At 54.7% G+C, this 19243-nt stretch carries 22 protein-coding genes and 1 pseudogene; 3 read left to right on the forward strand and 20 right to left on the reverse strand.

From position 1 onward, the window contains the following. Positions 1–6 precede the first annotated feature (6 nt). Positions 7–345: a 4-amino-4-deoxy-L-arabinose-phosphoundecaprenol flippase subunit ArnE gene (gene arnE, locus O3S68_RS17985; RefSeq protein WP_020455607.1), complete on the forward strand. Its 339-nt coding sequence runs from the start codon at positions 7–9 to the stop codon at positions 343–345. Beyond that, positions 342–743 carry a 4-amino-4-deoxy-L-arabinose-phosphoundecaprenol flippase subunit ArnF gene (arnF, locus tag O3S68_RS17990; protein WP_269232131.1) on the forward strand — a complete coding sequence of 134 codons (402 nt, stop codon included), beginning with the start codon at positions 342–344 and terminating at the stop codon, positions 741–743. The genes arnE and arnF overlap by 4 nt, the downstream gene beginning before the upstream one ends. Here the strand turns inward: arnF and acpT are convergent. The 20 genes and pseudogenes from acpT to O3S68_RS18090 form a co-directional block, all read right to left on the reverse strand. Next, on the reverse strand, positions 697–1284 hold the full coding sequence (gene acpT / locus O3S68_RS17995) for a 4'-phosphopantetheinyl transferase AcpT (RefSeq protein WP_269232132.1): 588 nt from the start codon (positions 1282–1284) through the stop codon (positions 697–699). The genes arnF and acpT overlap by 47 nt on opposite strands. Before the next feature lie 2 nt (positions 1285–1286). Then, positions 1287–2516: a beta-ketoacyl-ACP synthase gene (locus tag O3S68_RS18000; protein WP_131413136.1), complete on the reverse strand. Its 1230-nt coding sequence runs from the start codon at positions 2514–2516 to the stop codon at positions 1287–1289. Next, positions 2513–3244 carry a 3-ketoacyl-ACP reductase FabG2 gene (locus O3S68_RS18005; RefSeq protein WP_269232133.1) on the reverse strand — a complete coding sequence of 244 codons (732 nt, stop codon included), beginning with the start codon at positions 3242–3244 and terminating at the stop codon, positions 2513–2515. The genes O3S68_RS18000 and O3S68_RS18005 overlap by 4 nt, the downstream gene beginning before the upstream one ends. Further along, entirely contained in the window at positions 3241–3717 is a 477-nt protein-coding gene (locus O3S68_RS18010) for an ApeP family dehydratase (protein WP_269232134.1), read from the reverse strand. Before O3S68_RS18010 ends, O3S68_RS18005 begins: the two co-directional genes overlap by 4 nt. Beyond that, positions 3714–4883: a beta-ketoacyl-[acyl-carrier-protein] synthase family protein gene (locus O3S68_RS18015; protein WP_269232135.1), complete on the reverse strand. Its 1170-nt coding sequence runs from the start codon at positions 4881–4883 to the stop codon at positions 3714–3716. Before O3S68_RS18015 ends, O3S68_RS18010 begins: the two co-directional genes overlap by 4 nt. A gap of 1 nt (position 4884) precedes the next feature. Then, positions 4885–5469: a DUF3261 domain-containing protein gene (locus tag O3S68_RS18020; protein ID WP_269232136.1), complete on the reverse strand. Its 585-nt coding sequence runs from the start codon at positions 5467–5469 to the stop codon at positions 4885–4887. Beyond that, a complete protein-coding gene (locus O3S68_RS18025; protein ID WP_269232137.1) occupies positions 5466–7787 on the reverse strand; it encodes an MMPL family transporter in 2322 nt (773 codons plus the stop codon). The genes O3S68_RS18020 and O3S68_RS18025 overlap by 4 nt, the downstream gene beginning before the upstream one ends. After that, positions 7756–8361: an outer membrane lipoprotein carrier protein LolA gene (locus O3S68_RS18030; protein ID WP_269232138.1), complete on the reverse strand. Its 606-nt coding sequence runs from the start codon at positions 8359–8361 to the stop codon at positions 7756–7758. Before O3S68_RS18030 ends, O3S68_RS18025 begins: the two co-directional genes overlap by 32 nt. Further along, positions 8358–8780, reverse strand: a complete 423-nt coding sequence (locus tag O3S68_RS18035; RefSeq protein WP_269232139.1) for an acyl-CoA thioesterase — start codon at positions 8778–8780, stop codon at positions 8358–8360. The genes O3S68_RS18030 and O3S68_RS18035 overlap by 4 nt, the downstream gene beginning before the upstream one ends. 3 nt (positions 8781–8783) lie before the next feature. Continuing rightward, complete coding sequence (locus tag O3S68_RS18040) at positions 8784–10487, reverse strand: glycosyltransferase family 2 protein (protein WP_269232140.1); 1704 nt, start codon at positions 10485–10487, stop codon at positions 8784–8786. Next, entirely contained in the window at positions 10478–10831 is a 354-nt protein-coding gene (locus O3S68_RS18045) for an ApeI family dehydratase (RefSeq protein ID WP_269232141.1), read from the reverse strand. Before O3S68_RS18045 ends, O3S68_RS18040 begins: the two co-directional genes overlap by 10 nt. Next, complete coding sequence (locus O3S68_RS18050) at positions 10818–12176, reverse strand: AMP-dependent synthetase (protein WP_269232142.1); 1359 nt, start codon at positions 12174–12176, stop codon at positions 10818–10820. Before O3S68_RS18050 ends, O3S68_RS18045 begins: the two co-directional genes overlap by 14 nt. Further along, the gene (locus O3S68_RS18055) at positions 12173–12703 is read right to left on the reverse strand and encodes a hypothetical protein (RefSeq protein WP_269232196.1); all 531 of its coding nucleotides are present in this window, start codon (positions 12701–12703) and stop codon (positions 12173–12175) included. The genes O3S68_RS18050 and O3S68_RS18055 overlap by 4 nt, the downstream gene beginning before the upstream one ends. A gap of 57 nt (positions 12704–12760) precedes the next feature. Next, positions 12761–13012: an acyl carrier protein gene (locus O3S68_RS18060; protein ID WP_200551324.1), complete on the reverse strand. Its 252-nt coding sequence runs from the start codon at positions 13010–13012 to the stop codon at positions 12761–12763. A 13-nt stretch (positions 13013–13025) separates the two neighbouring features. After that, positions 13026–13283 carry a phosphopantetheine-binding protein gene (locus O3S68_RS18065; protein WP_131413160.1) on the reverse strand — a complete coding sequence of 86 codons (258 nt, stop codon included), beginning with the start codon at positions 13281–13283 and terminating at the stop codon, positions 13026–13028. Beyond that, a pseudogene (locus O3S68_RS18070) lies at positions 13264–14084 on the reverse strand (lysophospholipid acyltransferase family protein). Before O3S68_RS18070 ends, O3S68_RS18065 begins: the two are co-directional and overlap by 20 nt. Continuing rightward, positions 14063–14785, reverse strand: a complete 723-nt coding sequence (locus O3S68_RS18075; protein WP_269232143.1) for a beta-ketoacyl synthase chain length factor — start codon at positions 14783–14785, stop codon at positions 14063–14065. Before O3S68_RS18075 ends, O3S68_RS18070 begins: the two are co-directional and overlap by 22 nt. Before the next feature lie 75 nt (positions 14786–14860). Next, a complete protein-coding gene (locus O3S68_RS18080) occupies positions 14861–15919 on the reverse strand; it encodes a methyltransferase (RefSeq protein WP_269232144.1) in 1059 nt (352 codons plus the stop codon). Positions 15920–15992: 73 nt separating this feature from the next. Continuing rightward, the gene (locus O3S68_RS18085) at positions 15993–16382 is read right to left on the reverse strand and encodes a hypothetical protein (protein ID WP_200551327.1); all 390 of its coding nucleotides are present in this window, start codon (positions 16380–16382) and stop codon (positions 15993–15995) included. A 436-nt stretch (positions 16383–16818) separates the two neighbouring features. Beyond that, positions 16819–17868: an AI-2E family transporter gene (locus O3S68_RS18090; protein ID WP_020455605.1), complete on the reverse strand. Its 1050-nt coding sequence runs from the start codon at positions 17866–17868 to the stop codon at positions 16819–16821. A 145-nt stretch (positions 17869–18013) separates the two neighbouring features. Here O3S68_RS18090 and O3S68_RS18095 point away from each other — a divergent pair, with 145 nt between their 5' ends. Continuing rightward, complete coding sequence (locus O3S68_RS18095) at positions 18014–19213, forward strand: MFS transporter (protein ID WP_160268441.1); 1200 nt, start codon at positions 18014–18016, stop codon at positions 19211–19213. Positions 19214–19243: the final 30 nt, after the last annotated feature.

A 19243-nucleotide genomic window follows, 5' to 3' on the forward strand; every position in this document is an offset into this window, starting at 1 on the left:
GCCGCAATGACCAGCTGGCTCTGGCTCGCGCTGGCAAGCCTGCTCAGTTGCGCAGGCCAACTGTGCCAGAAACAGGCGACACGCCCGGTGCCGATGGATAAGCGTAACAAGCATCTTGGCCTGTGGCTGGGGCTCGCACTGATGGCACTCGGCGCGGGCATGGCGCTGTGGCTGCTGGTTTTGCAGCGCATTCCTGTTGGCGTGGCATACCCGATGTTGAGCCTTAATTTTGTCTGGGTGACGCTGGCGGCGCGTTTTCTCTGGCGTGAGCCGGTAAGCGTTCGCCATGCGTTCGGCGTGGCGCTGATTATCACTGGCATTGTGTTGCTGGGGAGCTCGCTATGAAGGGGCTGCATTGGGCGTTACTCAGTGTGTTGCTGGTAAGCGGCGCACAACTGATGTTGCGCTATGCCATGGTGTCGCTGCCACCGGTGACATTTTCCTGGTCTTTTGTCTCGGCGCTGCTGCAACCGCAAAAAGGGACGCTGGCGCTGATGTTTGGGCTGTTTGGGTATCTGGCATCAATGGGCTGCTGGTACTTTGCTCTGCACCGTTTGCCGCTCAGTAAGGCTTATGCTTTGCTGAGCCTGAGCTACATCCTGGTGTGGGCGGCGGCCATCTGGCTTCCCGGATGGCACGAACCGTTTTCCCTGCGCGGCGCGTTGGGTGTGCTGGTGATTGTGGCGGGCGTGCTGGTTATTTTTCTTCCCCGACGCTCTCGATCTGGTCGGCAGCGAGAGTAAAAGGCGTGGGAGTGCAGACCGCGAGACTTAGCCCCGCACGGTGAGAATGGCTAAGGTGCAGGTTGAGAGGGTGGCAACTGTCTACGCTGACGATCTCCCAGACGCTGACGCCACGCTGTTTGATAATGGCCTCTTTACGTGTCCAGATGCGCCAGAACGCGTCCAGTTGCTGCGCAGGGTGTTCCTGCTCGATTTCATGATGTTCCGCCTGGCTAAACACCGCATTCGCCAGGCTACGCCAGTTGTTACGCGGGCGTATCACTTCGATATCGCAGCCGACTTCTCCTTCATCGCTCACCAGCAGAGCAATATGATCGCCGCTGTGGCTCAGGCTAAACCATAACGGCAGATCGCCAGCAAACGCGGGCTTACCCTGCTCCCCATAAACTATCTCCGGCAATGGGGAGATCACGCGGTTAAGCAAAAGCCGCCCGGCAAGCCACCTATTATGACGAACGCCGGATGGCGCCGCTGATTTTAGCTCGGGTGGGATCTCCTGCGCGCGCAATTCAGAAAGAGTAGCCAGTAAAACGCGATACATTGTTACGCCCAGCGTTTGATGATAATTGAGGTATTTATTCCGCCAAACGCAAAGTTATTGCTTTGCAGGAATTCACAATCAATATGCCTTGCTTCACCGCGGATATAATCCAGTTCGCCGCAATTTTCATCCGGTGTCGTCAGGTTTAGCGTTGGCGCAAACCAGCCTTCGCGCATCATTTGCAGGCTCATCCACGCTTCAAGCGCGCCACAGGCGCCAAGCGTATGACCGAAGTAGCTTTTTAATGAGGAGATGGGCACCGTATTGCCGAAGATAGCGGCGGTTGCCTGGCTTTCTGCAATATCACCCCGATCGGTAGCTGTGCCGTGTGCGGAAATGTAGCCGATATCCTGCGGGCTGAGCCCAGCGATATTAAGCGCCTGCTCCATACAAATTTGCATCGTCTCACGCTGGGGTTGAGTGATATGCGCGGCATCGCAGTTGGTGGCAAACCCGACAATCTCGCCATAAATGGTGGCACCGCGCGCTTTCGCATGTTCCAGTTCTTCCAGAATCAGCGTTCCTGCGCCTTCACCAATCACTAGACCATCACGACGGGCATCAAATGGAGACGGAGTGGTTTTCGGCTCATCATTACGTTGACTGGTGGCGAAAAGCGTATCAAAAACGGCGGCTTCCGATGGACATAACTCTTCCGCACCGCCCGCGACCATCACATCCTGATAACCGTGGCGAATGGCTTCCCAGGCGTAGCCTATCGCCTGGCTACCGGAAGTGCAGGCGCTGGATGTAGGGATCACCCGACCACGCAACCCGAAAAACAGGCCGGTATTAACCGCAGTGGTGTGCGGCATCATCTGTACATAGGTGGTGCCAGTGATGTTATTGGTGTGCTTTTCGGTCAGCATGGTCGCAAATTCACTTACCGGACCAGTGCTGCCAGTCGACGAACCATACGCAATACCGGTTCGGCCTTGGGTGAGAACCGGATCATCGATTAACCCTGCCTGCTCCAGCGCCAGTTCGCTGGCTCTGGTGGAGAGCAACGAGACGCGTCCCATCGCGCGGATGCGTTTGCGGGTGTAGTTTTCCGGTAGCACAAAATCATCAATGGGCGCACCCAGCAGAGTATGCAGGCCATCATAAATTTGCCATTCCGGCATTTTCCGTACGGCATTCTCGTAAGCCAGTAACCGCTTCGCAACTTCCTGCCAGTTTTGGCCAAAGGCGGTAACGCCGCCCATACCGGTAATAACCACGCGACGCGTCATAGCATGCCTCCGTTAATCGAAATGACCTGGCGGGTAACATAACCCGCAATATTGGACATCAAATAGCTGGCGAGTCCGGCCACTTCTTGCGTTTGGCCCATACGTTTCATCGGGATCAGGGACATCGCTTCTTTCAGTGCCGCCTCTTCCATCTCAATCATGCCGGTGTCAATCAGGCCAGGAGCAATACAATTCACGGTGATTTTGCGTTTTGCCAGTTCGATAGCCAGCGCTTTTGTCGCGCCAATGATCCCCGCTTTAGCTGCGCTGTAGTTGACCTGGCCACGGTTGCCCATTACGCCGGAAACCGACGAAAGCGTAATGATGCGCCCGCCGTTGCGAGCGGAGATCATGGGCATAATGCAGGGTTGGATCACATTGTAAAAGCTGTCGAGGTTGGTATGGATGACCATGTCCCAGTCTTCTTCGCTCAGCGCCGGGAAGGCTGCGTCGCGTGCAATCCCGGCATTACTGACCACTCCGTACCAGGCGCCGTGGCGGCCAATTTCGCTCTCCAGCACCTCACGACATTGCTCGCGGTTGCCAACATCGAAATTGAGCAGACGTCCGCTTCCCCCTGCCTGTTCAATCGCGTGCAGCGTTTGCTGCGCGCCTTGCTCATCACGATGGTAATGCACGCCGATCGTAAAACCGTCTGCGGCAAGTTGTTGGGCGATGGCACGGCCGATGCCTTTGCTGGCACCAGTGACCAATACGGAACGATTCATGCCGTTTTTCCTTGAATAAAAAGTGACGTTAACTCTTCCTTTGTCGGCTGGAAGGTATTGACTCGGCCCGAAGCTAGCGTGTCGGTTTGAGCCTTAATGGTGCAGTCGAAGCTGCCGAAACGTTCATCCTGCATCAGGAGCCTGACGTGGATATCCAGCACGGCATTTGCTGGCAGCGAATTCGCCGCACAGGTTAATTCTCTGGCACCCAACACCATACCGAGGGCGATATTTTCCTCACTGCGTTGCTGGCGATGCCAGCCCGACCAGACGCCAATGCTTTGCGCCATCAGTTCGAGAGCATACCAGCCAGGCAAGTGGCCTTCGGCATCAATAAACGGTGCAAGGACACCTTGCTTGTTAACGGTCACGCGGCAGTGGGCGCAATCGGCGCCGACAGCAATGACCTCTTCCAGCAGGATCATGGGTGCCTCATGAGGTAAATAGGCACCGGGTGCAAGGTAATGGCTCATGACACTCTCCCCAGCAAAATGCTGGCGTTGTTTCCGCCGAAGGCGAAGGAGTTCGACAAAATCACCGGGCGTGAAAGCGGCTGGGGGGCGCTTAGCAGGCCGCACTCTGGCAAGGTTGTGTCCCGCGGATAATGGCTGAAATCCTGCGGTGGCAATGGCAAATCGCGCAGCAGAATCAGTGCGCTCAGTGCTGCTTCAGTGATACCCGCCGCGCCAAGAGTGTGACCGGTCAAATGTTTAGTTGAACTACAGGGGATACGATCGCCAAACAGCGTATGCACGACCTGCGATTCAATTTGATCGTTAAGGATCGTGGCGGTGCCGTGCAGATTGATATAACCAACGTCGTCTGGCGTCAGGCCCGCCTGGGCGAGCGCCATGTTTATTGCGCGGATCGCGCCTTCGCCTTGAGGATGCGGTGCAGAAATATGCCAGGCATCGCTGGATTCTCCACAGCCTAACAGCGCCAGCGGCTGCGGTTCCCGTGTCAGAACCATCAACGCGGCAGCTTCACCAATAGTGATGCCGCAACGGTCACGGCCAAATGGCTGGCATAATGTCGGCGAGAAGGATTCAAGACTATTAAATCCGTTGATCGGCATCTGACTAAGTGTGTCTGCGCCACCAACGATGGCAACATCCGCGAGCCCCGCATTAATCAGGCGCTGACCATTAATGATCGCTCTGGCACTGGAGGAACAAGCGGTAGAAACCGTAAATGCCGGGCCGTCGAGAGCCAGCCAGCGGCTTAAAAAGCGCGACGGATCGCCTAGCTCCTGTTGCGAATAGCGCCATTCCAGGCTCTCTTCGCCGTTATGCAGGTAATTTACGTGTCTACCCCCTTCCTCCAGACCCGATGTGCTGGTGCCCAAAACGACGGCAACGCGATCGCGGCCATAGCGGGAAATCACCTCATCCACCGTCGGCTGGATTTGTTCCAGCGCGACCAACAAAAGCTGGTTGTTGCGGCTACGATGCGCCTGCCACTCCTCGGGCATCAGCGGAAGTTCTGTATCCACGCCGCCGAGCATGACTTCAGCATCGCCCTGTAACCAGCCTTTTCGGTTGATCATGCCCGGCGCGACGCCACGGCTCAAATTGGCAGCGATTTCATCGCAGGTGTTTCCCAGCGCGTTAATCATGCCAATCGCGGAAATGTAGATCATCTCAGTCACCCAGATATTGAATGGTGATGTGGTATTTAAAGACGTGCTGCTCAATGCTAATTGGCTCGCGTTTGCCTTTGCGCTGTAGGTAGGTGATTTCCGTCACCAGCTTTCCGTGTGCATTGTGCAGCTCGCGCTTGTCGCCTGTGTCGGTGAGCGTCCAGCCTTTCGGTAATTGCGGCTGCCAGACGGCGACAGGCCAGTGGCTGATCATTACATCGGCCAATACCTGGTTTGCCGGTGGTAACTGCGGTACGACAATAGATTGCTCAGTATGAATACCGTTTTCGTCGTAGGTGACGAGGAACAGGCGAATCCCTACGGAGGAGAGCCCGGCGAGCGTGATTTTTTTCTCGTCGGCGGTCATCATCACCAGCAGTGACTGCGTTTTCCCGTTAAAGCTCCCGGTGAGTAGCTGCTGGGAATTGACCGCCGGGTTAATTCCCGGTGCCGGTAACGTCACGCGCGTGCCGGGCTCCAGCCATGCTTGCGGGCGGGCGCTGTCTGAGGAGTGGGTGGTGGAACTGCATCCGGTAAGCAGTAGGGCAGTGGCCAGCGCCATGCCTGTCCAGAGGGTGCGGATCATCGTTTTCTCTCTTTTTTACCCGGCATTGCGAGTGGTGAAAGTAAAAAGGCGGTAAAAATGCCACTTACCAGCACGATGCCAAAACAGCTAATCGCCTGGGTATCGCTGAATACCAGCATGCCCAGCGTGAGGAGCGTTGTTACCATCGCCAGCGAGATCGCCAGTAGCGAGGTGAGCGGTGTGCCGCGTGGGTTACTGAAAAATAGCGTGTAATTAATGCCAATCCCTAACACCAGTACCAGCGCCAGCAGGGAGAAGAGATTGACAGAATGGCCGCTTAGCGACAATGCTGCCAGCCCGCAACCGAGTGACAACACAGAAGGGACAAGGCTGATAAGCCCCTTTTTCCAGCCAAGACGAAGTATGGCGCCCGCCGCGATCACTGCCAGCGCAACACACAACAGGCCGGTTAACACCAGACGATAGAGCGCGAAAAGCTCGTCGAAAGCGCTTTTTCGATCCACCCAGGCAATACCTGATTGCGCCTGTGCCAGCTTACTTAACGCTGCGCTATCTTTTACGCCATCAACGGGCACCAGAACGCCACTCTGCCCGTCTGGTATGGTCAGCCACAGCAAACGCCAGCCTTCACTGGCCGGACTGGCAAGCCACTCATCAACCGTGACCGTCATTGGGCTGAGATCGGGGGTAACCGCCTGCAAACCAGCGTTCTGCAAGGTATAAGCAACGGTGGGCGCGGCATTTTTGAGTAACGTCAGATCCTGCTGCTGGCGTGAGATCGAGTTGATCGGCACATAACGAAAACCCGAAATTGCGCCGTTCTCACGCACTTGTTCCAGACGTGGAATAAACGCTTCCAGACGTTCCAGTGTCTGCTGGGGATTTTCGCCATAAACCACAAACCATTTCTGATCGACGCTCTGTCCGGTGAGAGCAGTGATGGCTTTTTCCTGCGCAAGGATGTTCTGCGGTAATGCCTGTAACTGGCTGATATCGTCATTGATGCGCAGTGTCGACAACCCGGCAAGAGAAACCGCCGCCATTATCAGCGGCAATCCCACCGACAGTTTTTTATTGCGCCTCCAGGCTGCCAGCCAGCGCAGTAACAGCACCATCGCAGGCACGGGACGTACCGGTAAACCACGGCACAGCCAGGGGTGCCAGAAGACAACCGTCAGGCAAGAGGCGCTGAGTCCGGTAGCGGCGAAAATCGCCATCTGGCGAATACCAGGGAAGGGCGCCAGCATCATGATCAGATACGCCAAGACGGTCGTCGCCAGTGCCAGCAACAGCGCATTTCGTACTTTTTCCAGGCTTTGCCATGGCGATGACTCTGCGCCATGCACCATACGTTCGGTGAGATAGTAAAGTGTATAGTCCGCAGAGATCCCGATGATGCTCATGCTCATCACCAGCGTCATCAGGTGCAACTCGCCGAAGATCAGCAGCGTCACTACCGTGCCGGCCAGCGCACCAACGGCGATTGAAAGTAGGCATAACAGAAGTGGGCGCAAGGAGCGGAACACGGCAACAATCAACAACATGACGCCGACGATAGTTGCGATCCCCAACGTTGAAATGTCGCGCTTTGCCTGCTGGCTGGCGTAGTCGCTATAGAATACCGTGCCGCGTGATAGCAATTGCGCCTGTGGAAACTGCTTCTTGAGTTGTGTTTCCAGCGAGCCGAGCGTGGCGACAAACTGGTGTGTTTGCTGCATATCGAAGGAGGAGCCTGCCAGCTCGCCGTGGAGCAGATACCAGTAGTTGCCGTCGTTGTCCTGGGTGACTAACCACCCATCCATCAACCGCAGTCGCTGCGTATTTTGCGCCATCGCCAATTGTGCGCCGCGCATCAACATTAGCGGATCGTTTTGCAGCTCTTTACCCGATACGCCGGAAAAGGCCGAGTAGAGCTGAGTCAGCACCCATTGTGCCTGCGCTTCGCCGCCGTTTTGCAGACGCGCGCGGGTTGCGCTATCAAGCAGAGCGTTACGGTGCTGCCAGAAAAATGCGCCCCACGCTTGCTGACTCTTTGCATCCATCGCGCCTTTCAGGTGATTAACAACCTGCGATTGACCTAACAGCGTCAGCCAGTATTGCGCTACCTCGGGATTGGCCTGTTTACCAGGGCTGATCAACCAGACGAGTTGCTTATCGAGGCGTTGCATAAAGCCGTCATTCAATGCCGCAGGCAGCGCGCCCATGGTTTGTGCCGGAAGCATCGCCAGTACGCTACTGTTCATTCGCGCTTTGGGAAGCAGCACGAGCAGCATACCCAGCATCACCAGGCATACTGCGCCCCACAGTAGTGCCGGGCGTGGGGAATTAGTGCGTTGCAAAACGTTGGCGTTCGTCATCAGTCAGCGTCGTGGGCGTGAGTCGGTGTTGGGAGAAAGCGATATCGGTGAGATCGCCCTGTTTATCATTCAGGCGGATGCTGTCGAGATAGTGATCCCCGGCCAGGTCGATGGAGGTGAATATTTTATCCAGCGGCGTGGTGATTGGGGTCAACTTCAGGGTCCAGCGACCTTTCCCGGCATCGTTAAAGTCAATGCGAAAGTTCTGTTCCAGCACGGCGCGATCGGCCTGAAACAGGGCGCGCAGAAGATGGTTAAACTGGAACATTTGCGGGTTGTTTTGCGCAGTGATCACCTGCGGTGGCTGACCGTTAATGATTTGCACCATCCGCGAATCATCAAGCATTAGCATCATCGGGAACGGTGCGGTCTGATCCCACAATAATCCCTGCTCACGGGCGATAAGCATTTCGCCCTGCGAGCGCAGCGGCTGCGGCAAGTCTTTAATGGTGCGGGTTTGGGTGAAATGCGCACGTACCACCGGTTGTTGGGTAAAGCGCTGCTGTAATTCCTCCAGCGTTACTGCATTGACAAAGGGGGCGAACAATAGGATCAGCGGAGGCCAATATCTCATGGTGTGACCCCCATACGTTCAAACAGAATGGTCGGGCTGACGAAGCACATCTCCCGGCTTTTCTCCTCCACCGCCACCTGAATGGTGTAACCGGTGGTGGTCCGTTTGCCGCTGGCGGCGTCAATGATTTCATACGCGATTTTCAGCCGGTTTTCGAACTCTTCGATTCGGGCGCGTACGCGAAAATGCTGTTCAAATGTCAGTACGTCACGGTATTTCACACGCGTATCCACGACCGGCCACAAATACCCCGACGTTTTCATCTGGCGGTAGCCGTAATCAAACTGATTCAGTAGCGCCTCACGCGCTATCTCAAAGTAGCGAAAATAGTTGCCGTGCCAGACAACGCCCATCATATCAACGTCGTGAAAGGGAACGCTTAGCGCAACCTCGGCTGTGAAACGGGGATCGTTTAACACCTGTTACTCCTTATCCGTGGCTTGCGGTGCGTGGTCAGGCAACCGCCAGAAATCAAAAAAATTAAACCAGTCGAGTGGTGATTGCAGTGCGTAGTGTTCAAGGCGTGCAGCATAGTTGTCGACAGCCGCTTGCAGTGCCGCTTGACGGTTTGCGCGTGGCATAGGCAGCGGATCGGCAAAAGGTTCGCAATGCAGGCGCAATTTGCCGTTTTGGCGCAAAGCAAACATTAACAGCACCGGGCAGCGTAGCGCCGCCGCCAGAATAAATGGCCCTTGCGGGAAGGGGGCTGCGTGGCCCATAAACGTGCTCCAGCACACCCGCCAGTCGCCACCGCGCTGTGGGTTAACCGCAATACGATCGCCGACAATGGCCACCCATTCGCCCCGATCGAGCTTATCTTTCAGCAACATGGCGGTATCCGGGCCAATATGCGTTACCGGGATAAGGTGTACTCCTGCTTCGGGAGCCATCTCTTGCATGATCTGTTTAAAACGCTGTGCGTTCTCATGAAACACCAGCGCATTGATCACTTTGCTGTTATGTAATTGCGCCAGCGCACGGCAGGCTTCAACATCGCCCAGATGGGATGCCAGCAAGAGCTTGCCGTTGTTATCGTCCAGCCCCATGGCGGCTTCAGCACCGGGCGCGAATTCAACGTCACGGTCTAACTGGAGTTCGCCGCGCCAGCCTGCCACTTTATCCAGCATGGCTTCGGCAAAACGCAGAAAGTGGCGATAGCTACTGAGTTTTGCCGGTGACGGCAGCCCGCGCAGCGCCAGGCTGGTGCGCACACGCGCCAGCCAGAGCTGCGATGCCCGCCGCGCGTTACCGGCGCTAAGCCAATAGACGGCGACAACAGGATAGAGCAGCAGCGAGAATGCTCGGCGGCCAAACACTCTCCAGACCAGCAACATAAAGCGCATACCCCATAATCCCTTCCTCTCGTGCTGCTGCGCCCAGTGGGTATCAGCGCGGCGAAACAGCAGGGAAGGAATGCGCGGCAGCATGCCGAAGAATAAGCGGGTATGCATCAGCGAGATGCGAACATTGTCTTTCAGCGCATCAAAGTGAGAAAGACCGTCCTGCGGATATGTTACGCGTGTCGGGACAAAGTAGCTGGGAGTTCCCTGCCAGAAGAGGCGAACCATCACTTCTGTGTCGAAATCCATACGCCTGCCCAGCGTGACACGTTCAGCAAGCCGCAGCGTGGAAGCGATGGGATAGACGCGAAAACCGCACATGCTGTCTTTCAGTTGAAAAGACAATGTTTCTATCCACACCCAGACGTGTGTGACCCAGCGGCCATATCGCCGCGAACGGGGAATGGAGTCATCATAAACCGGCTGGCCTGAAATCAGCGCCTGCGGATGTTGCCTCGCCAGATCCAGTAATTTGGGAATATCTTCGATGGCATGCTGCCCGTCAGCATCGACCTGCACGGCGTGAGTAAAACCCGCGCGTGAGGCATTTTGCAAACCCTCGATCACTGCCTCGCCTTTACCGGCGTTTTGCGCAAGCCGCGTCAGGGTAAGCATTTCATTTCCTGCGGCCAGTGTTTCCAGCACCCGCTGCGTTGCCTCATCACTGCCATCATCAACGATAAAACAGTGCAGGCCTGTCGGTTGTAGGCGTTCAACCACGCGCGCCATCATTGCACCGTGGTTATAGCAAGGGATGACCACACAAGGATTAAAAGTTACTGACATAGGCGAATTTTCCCGCTGCTACAGGTATGGCGTTCTTCGCCCGCATGGCGCAGGTAGCTGAAACTCAGTTGCTGCTTCTGTTCCTGCCAGTCGAGTCGCAGCGTGACTCTGTTTCCCGGCAGGAGTGGGGCCTGGAATTTAACGTTTTGAATGCTGTGGAAGCGATAGCCCGGGGTGAGCATTAACGTGGCGTAATGCATCACCCAGTCGAGTTGCGCTACGCCTGGCAGCAACGGCTGAACCGCAAAATGACCGCGGAACCAGAACAGGTCCGTCTCCAGTAGGATATCGATTTCAGCGTGCGTCGGTGACACCTGACGGTGTGCAATTTCATGAGGTTTCATGAAATAACTCCTGTAGTTGAGCATAAACACGCTTGTTCATACTATTAACGGGGATCTCTTCCAGGATGCGCCAGTAACGTGGCACCGCCACCGGCTCCAGCCACGGAATCAGCGCTCTTCGCCAGGCAAGCTCCATTGCTTTGTTGTCACAATTAAGCCACTGGCGATGTGCCTCTTCTTCCAGCACCAGCAGCACGCCAACGCCCTGGCGCCCGCCACGAGACACAGGGAGAGCTGCGGCATCCCGAATACCCTCAAGCGCTAACACGCGTCTCTCTATTTCACTCAGCGAGATGCGCTTCTCTTCGATTTTAACAACGCGGCCACGACGCCCGGCGATGTGGAAAGTCCCGCCGTCATCAAAGATCAGGATATCATCGAGCAACAGGCCGTCTGGTTCGGGAATAATCGGCGAATGCGCGCGAAATGCCTCACCTTCCGGCACGATCGAAACCCCCGGAAAAGGTTTCCACGGGATGCTATCGTGCTGGCGATGCCGCCAGGCAAGAATGCCTGTTTCGGTGCTGCCATATATTTCATCTGGTTGAACACCGCACCAGTCAGCGGTTCCCTGAACATCTGTCCACGGCAGCATTCCACCAGCCGAGAGAATGATCGCCATCGGCGGTGGTGCGAGCCGGGGATCAAGGCGTTTTAAGAACGCGGGACTACTGATAAACGCATAGCGATGGTGGCTTTCCAGCGCGGCCAACTGCTCGGCGTAATAGAGCATTGCGGCGTGAAGTGGCAGTCCGAGCGACATTGGCAGAAAGATGCGGAAGGTTAGTCCGTATAAATGTTGCGGCACGACCGAAGCCACGACGCGACAGCCCGCCAGTTGGTCACTAAAACGCGCGGCGAGCAGCGTCGCTTCATGATCAAGACAGGCTATCGGTTTGATAACCCGGCGCGGCTGCCCGGTTGAACCGGAGGTAAAAAGCTCGATAAACGCCCCTTCGCGAAGGGGCGGAAAAACGTCGCCTTTCGCGGCTTGTGGTGCGTTTGCCTTTACCACACAATGCGGGCCTTCCCAGCGTAAAGGCTGATCGCTGAGTACTCCCTGAAAGAGCGTTTTTTGCTCGGCCAGCAATGATTCCCGGCAGTGCCCTGGAATTACAGGTGTTTTCCCGGCATGCAGCGTAGCCAGCAGCGCGACAATAAAAAGGTAGCTATTTTCAAAGCACAGCGCCCAGCGTTCATCGTCCTGCGTCTGTAGCCAGGTCATAAGCTGGGCGACATCGCTGCGCAGGTCTTCCAGCGTCCACGTCCGAACACCAAGCCAGGCGATGGGAGTATCATTGGCCCGCGAATGGCTGAGCCAGTCGGCGAAAGGAAGGGTTTTCATTGCATCTCTCGTTTTATCATCTGGCGGCGTATCAGCCATTCACCTGCCATCAGCAAACCCATCAGCAGGTAGGAGATCATGCCGTTCCAGAGCGTCCATAGACGCATATCGCCATACAGCGCTGTAAATAGCGCAATCCCGCCATTCAACACGAAAAAAACACACCAGACATGCGTCACGCGGCGGGTATAGCGTACGGCTTCCTCAGGAAGGTCGGGGCTGCGCAGGCGAGCCAGACGCTCGACCAGCGGCATTGCGCTCCACAGTGAACTGCCAAATACCAGTAACATGATGAAGCTGACGGCGACCGGGTAATAGAGCAGGAGCTGATGCGTTTTTAATAGCCAGCTCGCCGCGCACAGCCCGATACCGGTCAGGGCAATGCTGCGCGTGACAAAGCGCATCGGCGCAAGCCCCTGTCGGGCTTGCCGCAAACGGAAAAGCAGCATGACGGCCATCAAAGGGAGCAGCCAGTGCAGACTGTTATGCGCAAGGCCGAACCAGATCACAAAAGGCCAACAGAGCATCAATAACGCGGCGAGCAGTTTCAGGCCCGTTTCCAGGCGAGGTCCGTACACGGTGGCTTATTCTTCCCGCAGCAGATGTGCTACCGCATCGACGACATCCTGTACGGTGCGCACCGCTTTAAACTCTTCCGGTTTGATTTTCTTACCGGTCTTTTTCTGAAGATGCACAATCATGTCGACAGCATCAATGCTGTCGAGCTCCAGATCTTCGTACAGACGAGATTCGGGAGTAATATCCTGCGGATCGATTTCAAAGAGTTTGATAAGAAGAGCGGAAACTTCCTGATAAATTTCGTTTTTCTCGGTCATAGCGTATCCGTTTTTATGCGCGTTGGGCCTGAATAAAAGATGCCAGCGTGGCGACAGAGTAGAAATGCTGGCGCATCTCTTCGCTTTCCGCTGAAAGCACCACCGCGTATTGATTTTTGATCGCCAGACCAAGTTCGAGCGCATCGATAGAATCCAGCCCCAACCCATCCCCGAAGAGCGCGCTCTCGGTTTCGATGTCATCGGCGCTGAGTTCATCCAGATTTAAGGTGCTGATAATAAGATTTTTAATTTCAAGATAGAGCTGTTGCATCATCCGTTCCTAAAAAGGTGCAAAACCTGATGTTAATTGATGCAGAAGATGCCGGTTGAGCTGTCTTGCTGCCAGTGCCGGTTCTTGCGATTCCGCATCATAAAATTGTTTTATCGCCACGCGCTCCCGCACCTTAACGGTAAAAAGAGGTTTGCATGGCGGGACGTCATACCATCGGCTGTGTTTGTCCAGCAGATGTTCACTACAGTGGATAACCACGATGCGCAAATCACAACCGCAGCGCACGGCAATATTCGCCGCGCCGCGTTGCAGTGTCATTTTTTCGCCGGGACGCGTACGCGTTCCTTCCGGGAAAATTAAAATAGTTTCGCCGTGCCGAAGGCGCTCTTCGCAGGCGGAGAGCAGCGTATCCGCCTGGCTGTTGATCAAATAGTCTGCCGCTCTAATCACCCCGCTAACGAAGGGATTATTGAGCAGGGCGCCTTTGACCAGACAGTCTGTTTCGGGCATCACAGAGGCCAGCAGAACGTAATCGATCAAAGTGGGATGATTGGCAATGACCAGGCAACCGCGCTCGCCGCGCAGCGCGTCAATCCCTTCAATTCGGTAATCCAGCGCGCCAGTCAACTTTGCGGTGTTTAAAAACAGGCGAAAGCTGGCAGCAATGCTGCGGCGCGCCAACATGCGTCGCTTTGCTTTGTTACGTACCACGAGAATCAGCAGGTTAAACCACACCAGTGACAGCAACAAACCACCGATGCCGAACAGTGCAAAACACAACCCGGTCATGAGTAAACGCCATAGCCAGTTAATGCGGCTCATGCACGGCTCCAGCGCCAGTTGAGACGCTCGCCGGCAATGCTGAATTCAGACTCATTAAGCAGATAATGTTGCAAAAACTGCATACTTTGCGGCAAATGGGGTTCACCGTTCCATATCGCGGATTCGCTGACGCACTGCAGGGTATCGCCCGCTTCGATAACGAGCGCAACCGCATAGGCCCAGGTGGGCATATCCGGATGCAACCCCGGGTGATAAAACGCCGGAAGTGTGCCGTCGAAATCCACCATCAATACGCGTTTATAGCCCGCCTGTAAGAAACAGATCGCTTCACACAGCCCCTGCTGGAATGTGTCAAGCCCGGCTGAAACAGAAGAGGATGCAATCGACTGTTGCATGGCGATAGTGAGGTTCCCCACCGCGGAGTTATGCACTGACATCGCAAAATCGGTAGGGGAGATATCCTGGTCTGCCGCCAGCGCCTGAAGAATGCGATAGTTGCGTTCCAGTTCACCATGACGGCTGCTAAACACAACGGCATCCACCGTATGCTGGCGCATCAGCGTCATACCACATTCAACAGCCAGTCGGCTGCCTGAACTGAGGCGACGCGCGGTCATCATCGGCAACGCGGCGAGTTTCGCCTGCGCAAGCGCAGGATCAATAGCGCCACTATCCAGCGACCATTGCTGCCACTGTGTCGTTTCGCTCAGACCTGGCGCTCTGGCCAACCAATCCGTAATGTTTAGTGCAAATTTCATCAACGCGTATCCGCGAAAAACGGTTTTTCCAATGATGCCGGTAAGGCATCATGGCGGCACAGTCGCCGCCCTGTCTTATTTTTTATGACATATCAATAAGGTATGTCCCACCCCGAGATTATCGAGGCGTTTTTCAATGCTGAAACCGGCCATTTCCAGGTAGCGTAGAAAGTTCTCCGCGCTATAGAAACGGCTGTTACCGTTCGCCATACAGGTAAAATAGAGTGACGTTGCATTCAAGCTAAAGGCGGCAGCATCAAATTTTTGTGCGTCCCAGAAAAGCTCCATAACACAGAGTCTGGCACCCGGTTTCATGACCCCGGCTATTTTACTTAAGATGCCAACAATTTGTTCTGGTGAAAAGCAATCCAGGAATTGACTCATCCACCAAATATCCGCTTCACCAGGCAGCGATGCTTCGCTAAGCATATCGACCGGATGGAAGTGAATCCGTGATGAGAAGCCTGCGGCCTCGACATTTTTCTGCGCCAGTGCAATTTGTTCAGGCAAATCTAATAGGGTTACCGCGACATTTGCATCATATTTGCAACAAGTCATCGCCCATTTTCCGGTATTGCCGCCGACATCGTACAGGCTTACAGGCTGGCTTGCGAATATATGTGGCAGAGCCGCCGTAAATGCCGCATCGGAATAATAGTGATCAAAAGCGAACCAACTATCCCGTGCCGGGTTAGGCAATTGCGATAAAGCTGGATAAATCGTTGGCCAGTCACCAAATACGCGCAACCCTGCGGGTTTCCCTTCTTTTAAGGCATCCTCAAGGAAATACAGTCCCTGGTAACAAACATCCTGCGAGAAATCCATATTGACTCGCGTCATCGGATCGTGCAGCAGGAAATGCCCTATCTTCGCGATATAAAAACGCTCTTCACTGTGGGTGACAATCCGTCCACTCAGCGCCATATCAAGCAATACACTGGCGGCGTAAGCATCAACTTCGCAACCTTCGACAATCTCATCGAGCGTTGCGCCCTGCTTGCCTTGCTTATCCAGAAATTCCAGCAACCCAAATTTACGCAGACAAACCGCGGTCTGAAATAACATGGGGGCAAAAGCAATACGCTGCGCTTCAGCTATCGCTTCCAGCGCGCTGAAGGGATCTTGTTCATACATGGTGTGCACAACCTTAATTAAGAGCACATTGATTATCGGACCGTTCCCGGTCCGACTTTAGGCTGGATGACAATTAAAGCGCAGCACCTGATGATAAATTCAGCTGAATATCTTTGTCGAGGTTGTTAACCCAGCGGTTGTAATTCTTATGAATCTTCCCGTCTGAGGCTTTCAGATTCATGCTGTTTTCATAGTTAATTGAATAGCTGTTTGCAGAGTAGTTAATACGAATTTCTGCAGTATGGTCGCGGCTTTGCATGCGACCTTTGATAACGCCCGGACCTGCATCTGTCATGATCCACTGGCGTTGTTGGCCGGCTTTCAGAATGGCAGCACGTACCTGCGCCTGAGAATGGCCCGCACTGACCGGGGTGTTAATATTATGAATACTTGCAGTACGCGCGCAACCCGTTAGCGCACCTACGACAGCAATTGCAGTCAGTAACTGAACAATCTTTTTCATGAGAACTCCGTATCAAATAAATATAAGATTGGTGACACATTTAATAACGCAAACTTAGGCGAAATAATGATGCTGTTCTGAAAATAAATGGTACCACCTTGATTTTTATGCTGGAATCATAAGTATTTACAGAACGAGGATGAATGCGCGGACGATAAAATACCATTATGCTTTGCGCAACGGTAGCTTTTATTAGGAAACTGATAACCAAATTGATGCGTGGATCAGATAACCGCAAAGCTCCTTGATTAATAATCGGCTATTTAACCGCGTTATATATTTGTTATGTTTATTATCTCATCTTAAGGTAAATTTTCGCGATTTATCTCATTCGGGATTTCAAAATAAAAACGCCCATAATCTGATGGGCGTTTTTATTTTCTTAATATTAGCAGTTGTGATTACGGATATAAAACTACCCTGGTTGGTAGGTACTTTACCCAGGCAGGCGGCTTTTCGGCCTGCCTGGGCCCAGTAAAATCGCCAGCTTGCTGCCGCCGGTGGTGGTTTCCATCCAGATTTTACACACGCTGGTTAGCGGTACTGACAACAGCATTCCCACCGGGCCAAGCAGCCATCCCCAAATCAATAACGATAAAAACACCACCAGCGTCGACATCCCGAGGCGGTGGCCCATCATGCGGGGTTCCAGGATGTTGCCAAGCAACATATGCACCACAAGGAACAAGCCGCCCACCAGCAAACATTCGTACGTGCCGTTAAACAGCAGCGCCTGGATCATTGGCGGGATAGCGGAGATCACCGAGCCGATATTGGGTACGTAATTGAGCAGGAACGCCAGCACCCCCCACATCAGCGCAAATTGCACATCCAGAAACACCAGCCCGACCCAGACAATCAGGCCTGTCCACACGCTCAGCAGCGTTTTCAGTGCCAGGTAGTGGGAAACGCCTTTCAGCGCGCGGTGCAGTCCGGCGATATGAATTTGCGGGTTATGCAGCGCAAAGCGCAGCTTATAAGGTACGTGGCGCACTTCAAACAGCATAAACACCACGGTCATCACCAGCAGGACAATGCTGGCCATCGCGTTCGAGAGCTGAGTCGCCATGGTGGTGGCAAAGCCCATCACTCGCTCCGAGTCCATCCGTTGCAGCATACGTTCTGGTGACATGTGCAAACGAAGAAACGGCATCGCATCCTGTAACTGCATAAATTTCTTAGTGAATTCGCGGTTGTACTTTGGCAGCAGCGTCATGAAGTCGTTGACCGACGCGGCAAGCACGCCGAACAGCGCGGTGAGAAAAACCAGCATCACCAGCACCACAATACCGATCGCCACCGGGCGCGAAATGCCGCGCCGGAGAAACCAGGTAACTAGCGGATTGAGAACAATCGCGAAAAACAGCGCCAGAAGAAGCTGCACAATAATGTCGGCCGCAGCATGAATGCCGGCCAAAATGATCACCAGCGAAGCCAGCTTTAACAGAATATGTAAACCCGCCCGATCGGGTTGAGGATGTGTCATGGTTAATTCCTTTTGTCATCGGCCCGTTAAGTGTAGTGCCCCGCCACACCTTCGCCCGCCAGAGATATTCTTAAAGTGAATGCTGCTTTCTGTTTCATCACGTGGTAATAGTGAAACACTGTTGTGAAAAACTGAGTAAAACTCCATGCCTGAAAACGCCGCCGAACCGGCGCTAAGCGGATTGCGCCTCAATCTGCGGATTTTGTCCGTCGTTATGTTTAACTTCGCCAGTTACCTCACTATTGGCCTGCCGCTGGCGGTGCTCCCTGGCTATGTCCATGATGTGATGGGCTATAGCGCGTTTTGGGCCGGTCTGGTGATCAGCCTGCAATACTTCGCAACGCTACTGAGCCGACCGCATGCCGGACGCTATGCCGACCTGCTGGGGCCAAAAAAAGTGGTGATCTTTGGTTTATGCGGTGCGTTTCTCAGCGGCCTGAGCTATTTGCTGGCGGGCGTTGGCGGCAGTGTTGGCGTGTTAGGCCTGATATTGCTTTGTCTGGGGCGCGTCATTTTAGGCATTGGCCAGAGTTTCGCCGGAACCGGCGCGACGCTCTGGGGCGTGGGTGTGGTCGGGTCGATACATATCGGGCGGGTGATTTCGTGGAACGGTATTGCCACCTATGGCGCGATGGCCATCGGCGCACCGCTCGGAGTGGTCTGTTATCAGTACGGCGGGCTGCATGGACTCTCGCTGACCATTATGGGCGTGGCGCTGCTGGCAATATTACTGGCGCTGCCGCGTGCGGCGGTGAAAGCCAGCAAAGGCAAGCCGCTGCCGTTTCGCGCCGTGCTGGGACGCGTCTGGCTGTACGGGATGGCGCTGGCGCTGGGTACAACCGGTTTTGGCGTCATCGCCACCTTTATTACCCTCTATTACGATGCGAAAGGCTGGGAGGATGCGGCGTTTGCCCTCACTCTTTTTAGCTGTGCCTTTGTTGGCGCGCGTCTGCTGTTTCCGAATGGGATTAATCGCTTCGGCGGTTTAAATGTGGCGATGCTCTGTTTTGTGGTCGAAACTCTTGGGCTGGTGCTGGTTGGCCTGGCGGTGGAGCCGTGGATGGCGAAACTCGGCGTGTTCCTTGCCGGGGCCGGTTTCTCGCTGGTTTTCCCGGCGCTGGGCGTCGTGGCAGTCAACGCGGTGCCGCAGCATAACCAGGGCTCAGCACTGGCGACATACACCGTATTTATGGATTTATCGCTGGGGATAACCGGGCCGCTGGCGGGGTTGCTGATGGCGCAGGCGGGTGTCTCGGCTATCTATTTCGCCGCCGCAGGACTGGTGGCAATAGCCTTACTGCTGGCCTGGCGGCTGCGGCATAAGCCGGTGGCGGTTGCCGGGTAGAAAAAAGGGAACCGTCAGGTTCCCTTTTTC

Source organism: Kosakonia sp. SOY2 (genome assembly GCF_027109175.1).
Classification (GTDB): Bacteria; Pseudomonadota; Gammaproteobacteria; order Enterobacterales; family Enterobacteriaceae; genus Kosakonia.

Coding starts and splice junctions, on each gene's coding strand:
- arnE (WP_020455607.1), top strand. CDS start 7: ATGACCAGCTGGCTCTGGCTCGCGCTGGCAAGCCTGCTCAGTTGCGCA.
- arnF (WP_269232131.1), top strand. CDS start 342: ATGAAGGGGCTGCATTGGGCGTTACTCAGTGTGTTGCTGGTAAGCGGC.
- acpT (WP_269232132.1), bottom strand. CDS start 1,284: ATGTATCGCGTTTTACTGGCTACTCTTTCTGAATTGCGCGCGCAGGAG.
- O3S68_RS18000 (WP_131413136.1), bottom strand. CDS start 2,516: ATGACGCGTCGCGTGGTTATTACCGGTATGGGCGGCGTTACCGCCTTT.
- O3S68_RS18005 (WP_269232133.1), bottom strand. CDS start 3,244: ATGAATCGTTCCGTATTGGTCACTGGTGCCAGCAAAGGCATCGGCCGT.
- O3S68_RS18010 (WP_269232134.1), bottom strand. CDS start 3,717: ATGAGCCATTACCTTGCACCCGGTGCCTATTTACCTCATGAGGCACCC.
- O3S68_RS18015 (WP_269232135.1), bottom strand. CDS start 4,883: ATGATCTACATTTCCGCGATTGGCATGATTAACGCGCTGGGAAACACC.
- O3S68_RS18020 (WP_269232136.1), bottom strand. CDS start 5,469: ATGATCCGCACCCTCTGGACAGGCATGGCGCTGGCCACTGCCCTACTG.
- O3S68_RS18025 (WP_269232137.1), bottom strand. CDS start 7,787: ATGACGAACGCCAACGTTTTGCAACGCACTAATTCCCCACGCCCGGCA.
- O3S68_RS18030 (WP_269232138.1), bottom strand. CDS start 8,361: ATGAGATATTGGCCTCCGCTGATCCTATTGTTCGCCCCCTTTGTCAAT.
- O3S68_RS18040 (WP_269232140.1), bottom strand. CDS start 10,487: ATGTCAGTAACTTTTAATCCTTGTGTGGTCATCCCTTGCTATAACCAC.
- O3S68_RS18045 (WP_269232141.1), bottom strand. CDS start 10,831: ATGAAACCTCATGAAATTGCACACCGTCAGGTGTCACCGACGCACGCT.
- O3S68_RS18050 (WP_269232142.1), bottom strand. CDS start 12,176: ATGAAAACCCTTCCTTTCGCCGACTGGCTCAGCCATTCGCGGGCCAAT.
- O3S68_RS18055 (WP_269232196.1), bottom strand. CDS start 12,703: ATGCTCTGTTGGCCTTTTGTGATCTGGTTCGGCCTTGCGCATAACAGT.
- O3S68_RS18060 (WP_200551324.1), bottom strand. CDS start 13,012: ATGACCGAGAAAAACGAAATTTATCAGGAAGTTTCCGCTCTTCTTATC.
- O3S68_RS18065 (WP_131413160.1), bottom strand. CDS start 13,283: ATGCAACAGCTCTATCTTGAAATTAAAAATCTTATTATCAGCACCTTA.
- O3S68_RS18075 (WP_269232143.1), bottom strand. CDS start 14,785: ATGAAATTTGCACTAAACATTACGGATTGGTTGGCCAGAGCGCCAGGT.
- O3S68_RS18080 (WP_269232144.1), bottom strand. CDS start 15,919: ATGTATGAACAAGATCCCTTCAGCGCGCTGGAAGCGATAGCTGAAGCG.
- O3S68_RS18085 (WP_200551327.1), bottom strand. CDS start 16,382: ATGAAAAAGATTGTTCAGTTACTGACTGCAATTGCTGTCGTAGGTGCG.
- O3S68_RS18090 (WP_020455605.1), bottom strand. CDS start 17,868: ATGACACATCCTCAACCCGATCGGGCGGGTTTACATATTCTGTTAAAG.
- O3S68_RS18095 (WP_160268441.1), top strand. CDS start 18,014: ATGCCTGAAAACGCCGCCGAACCGGCGCTAAGCGGATTGCGCCTCAAT.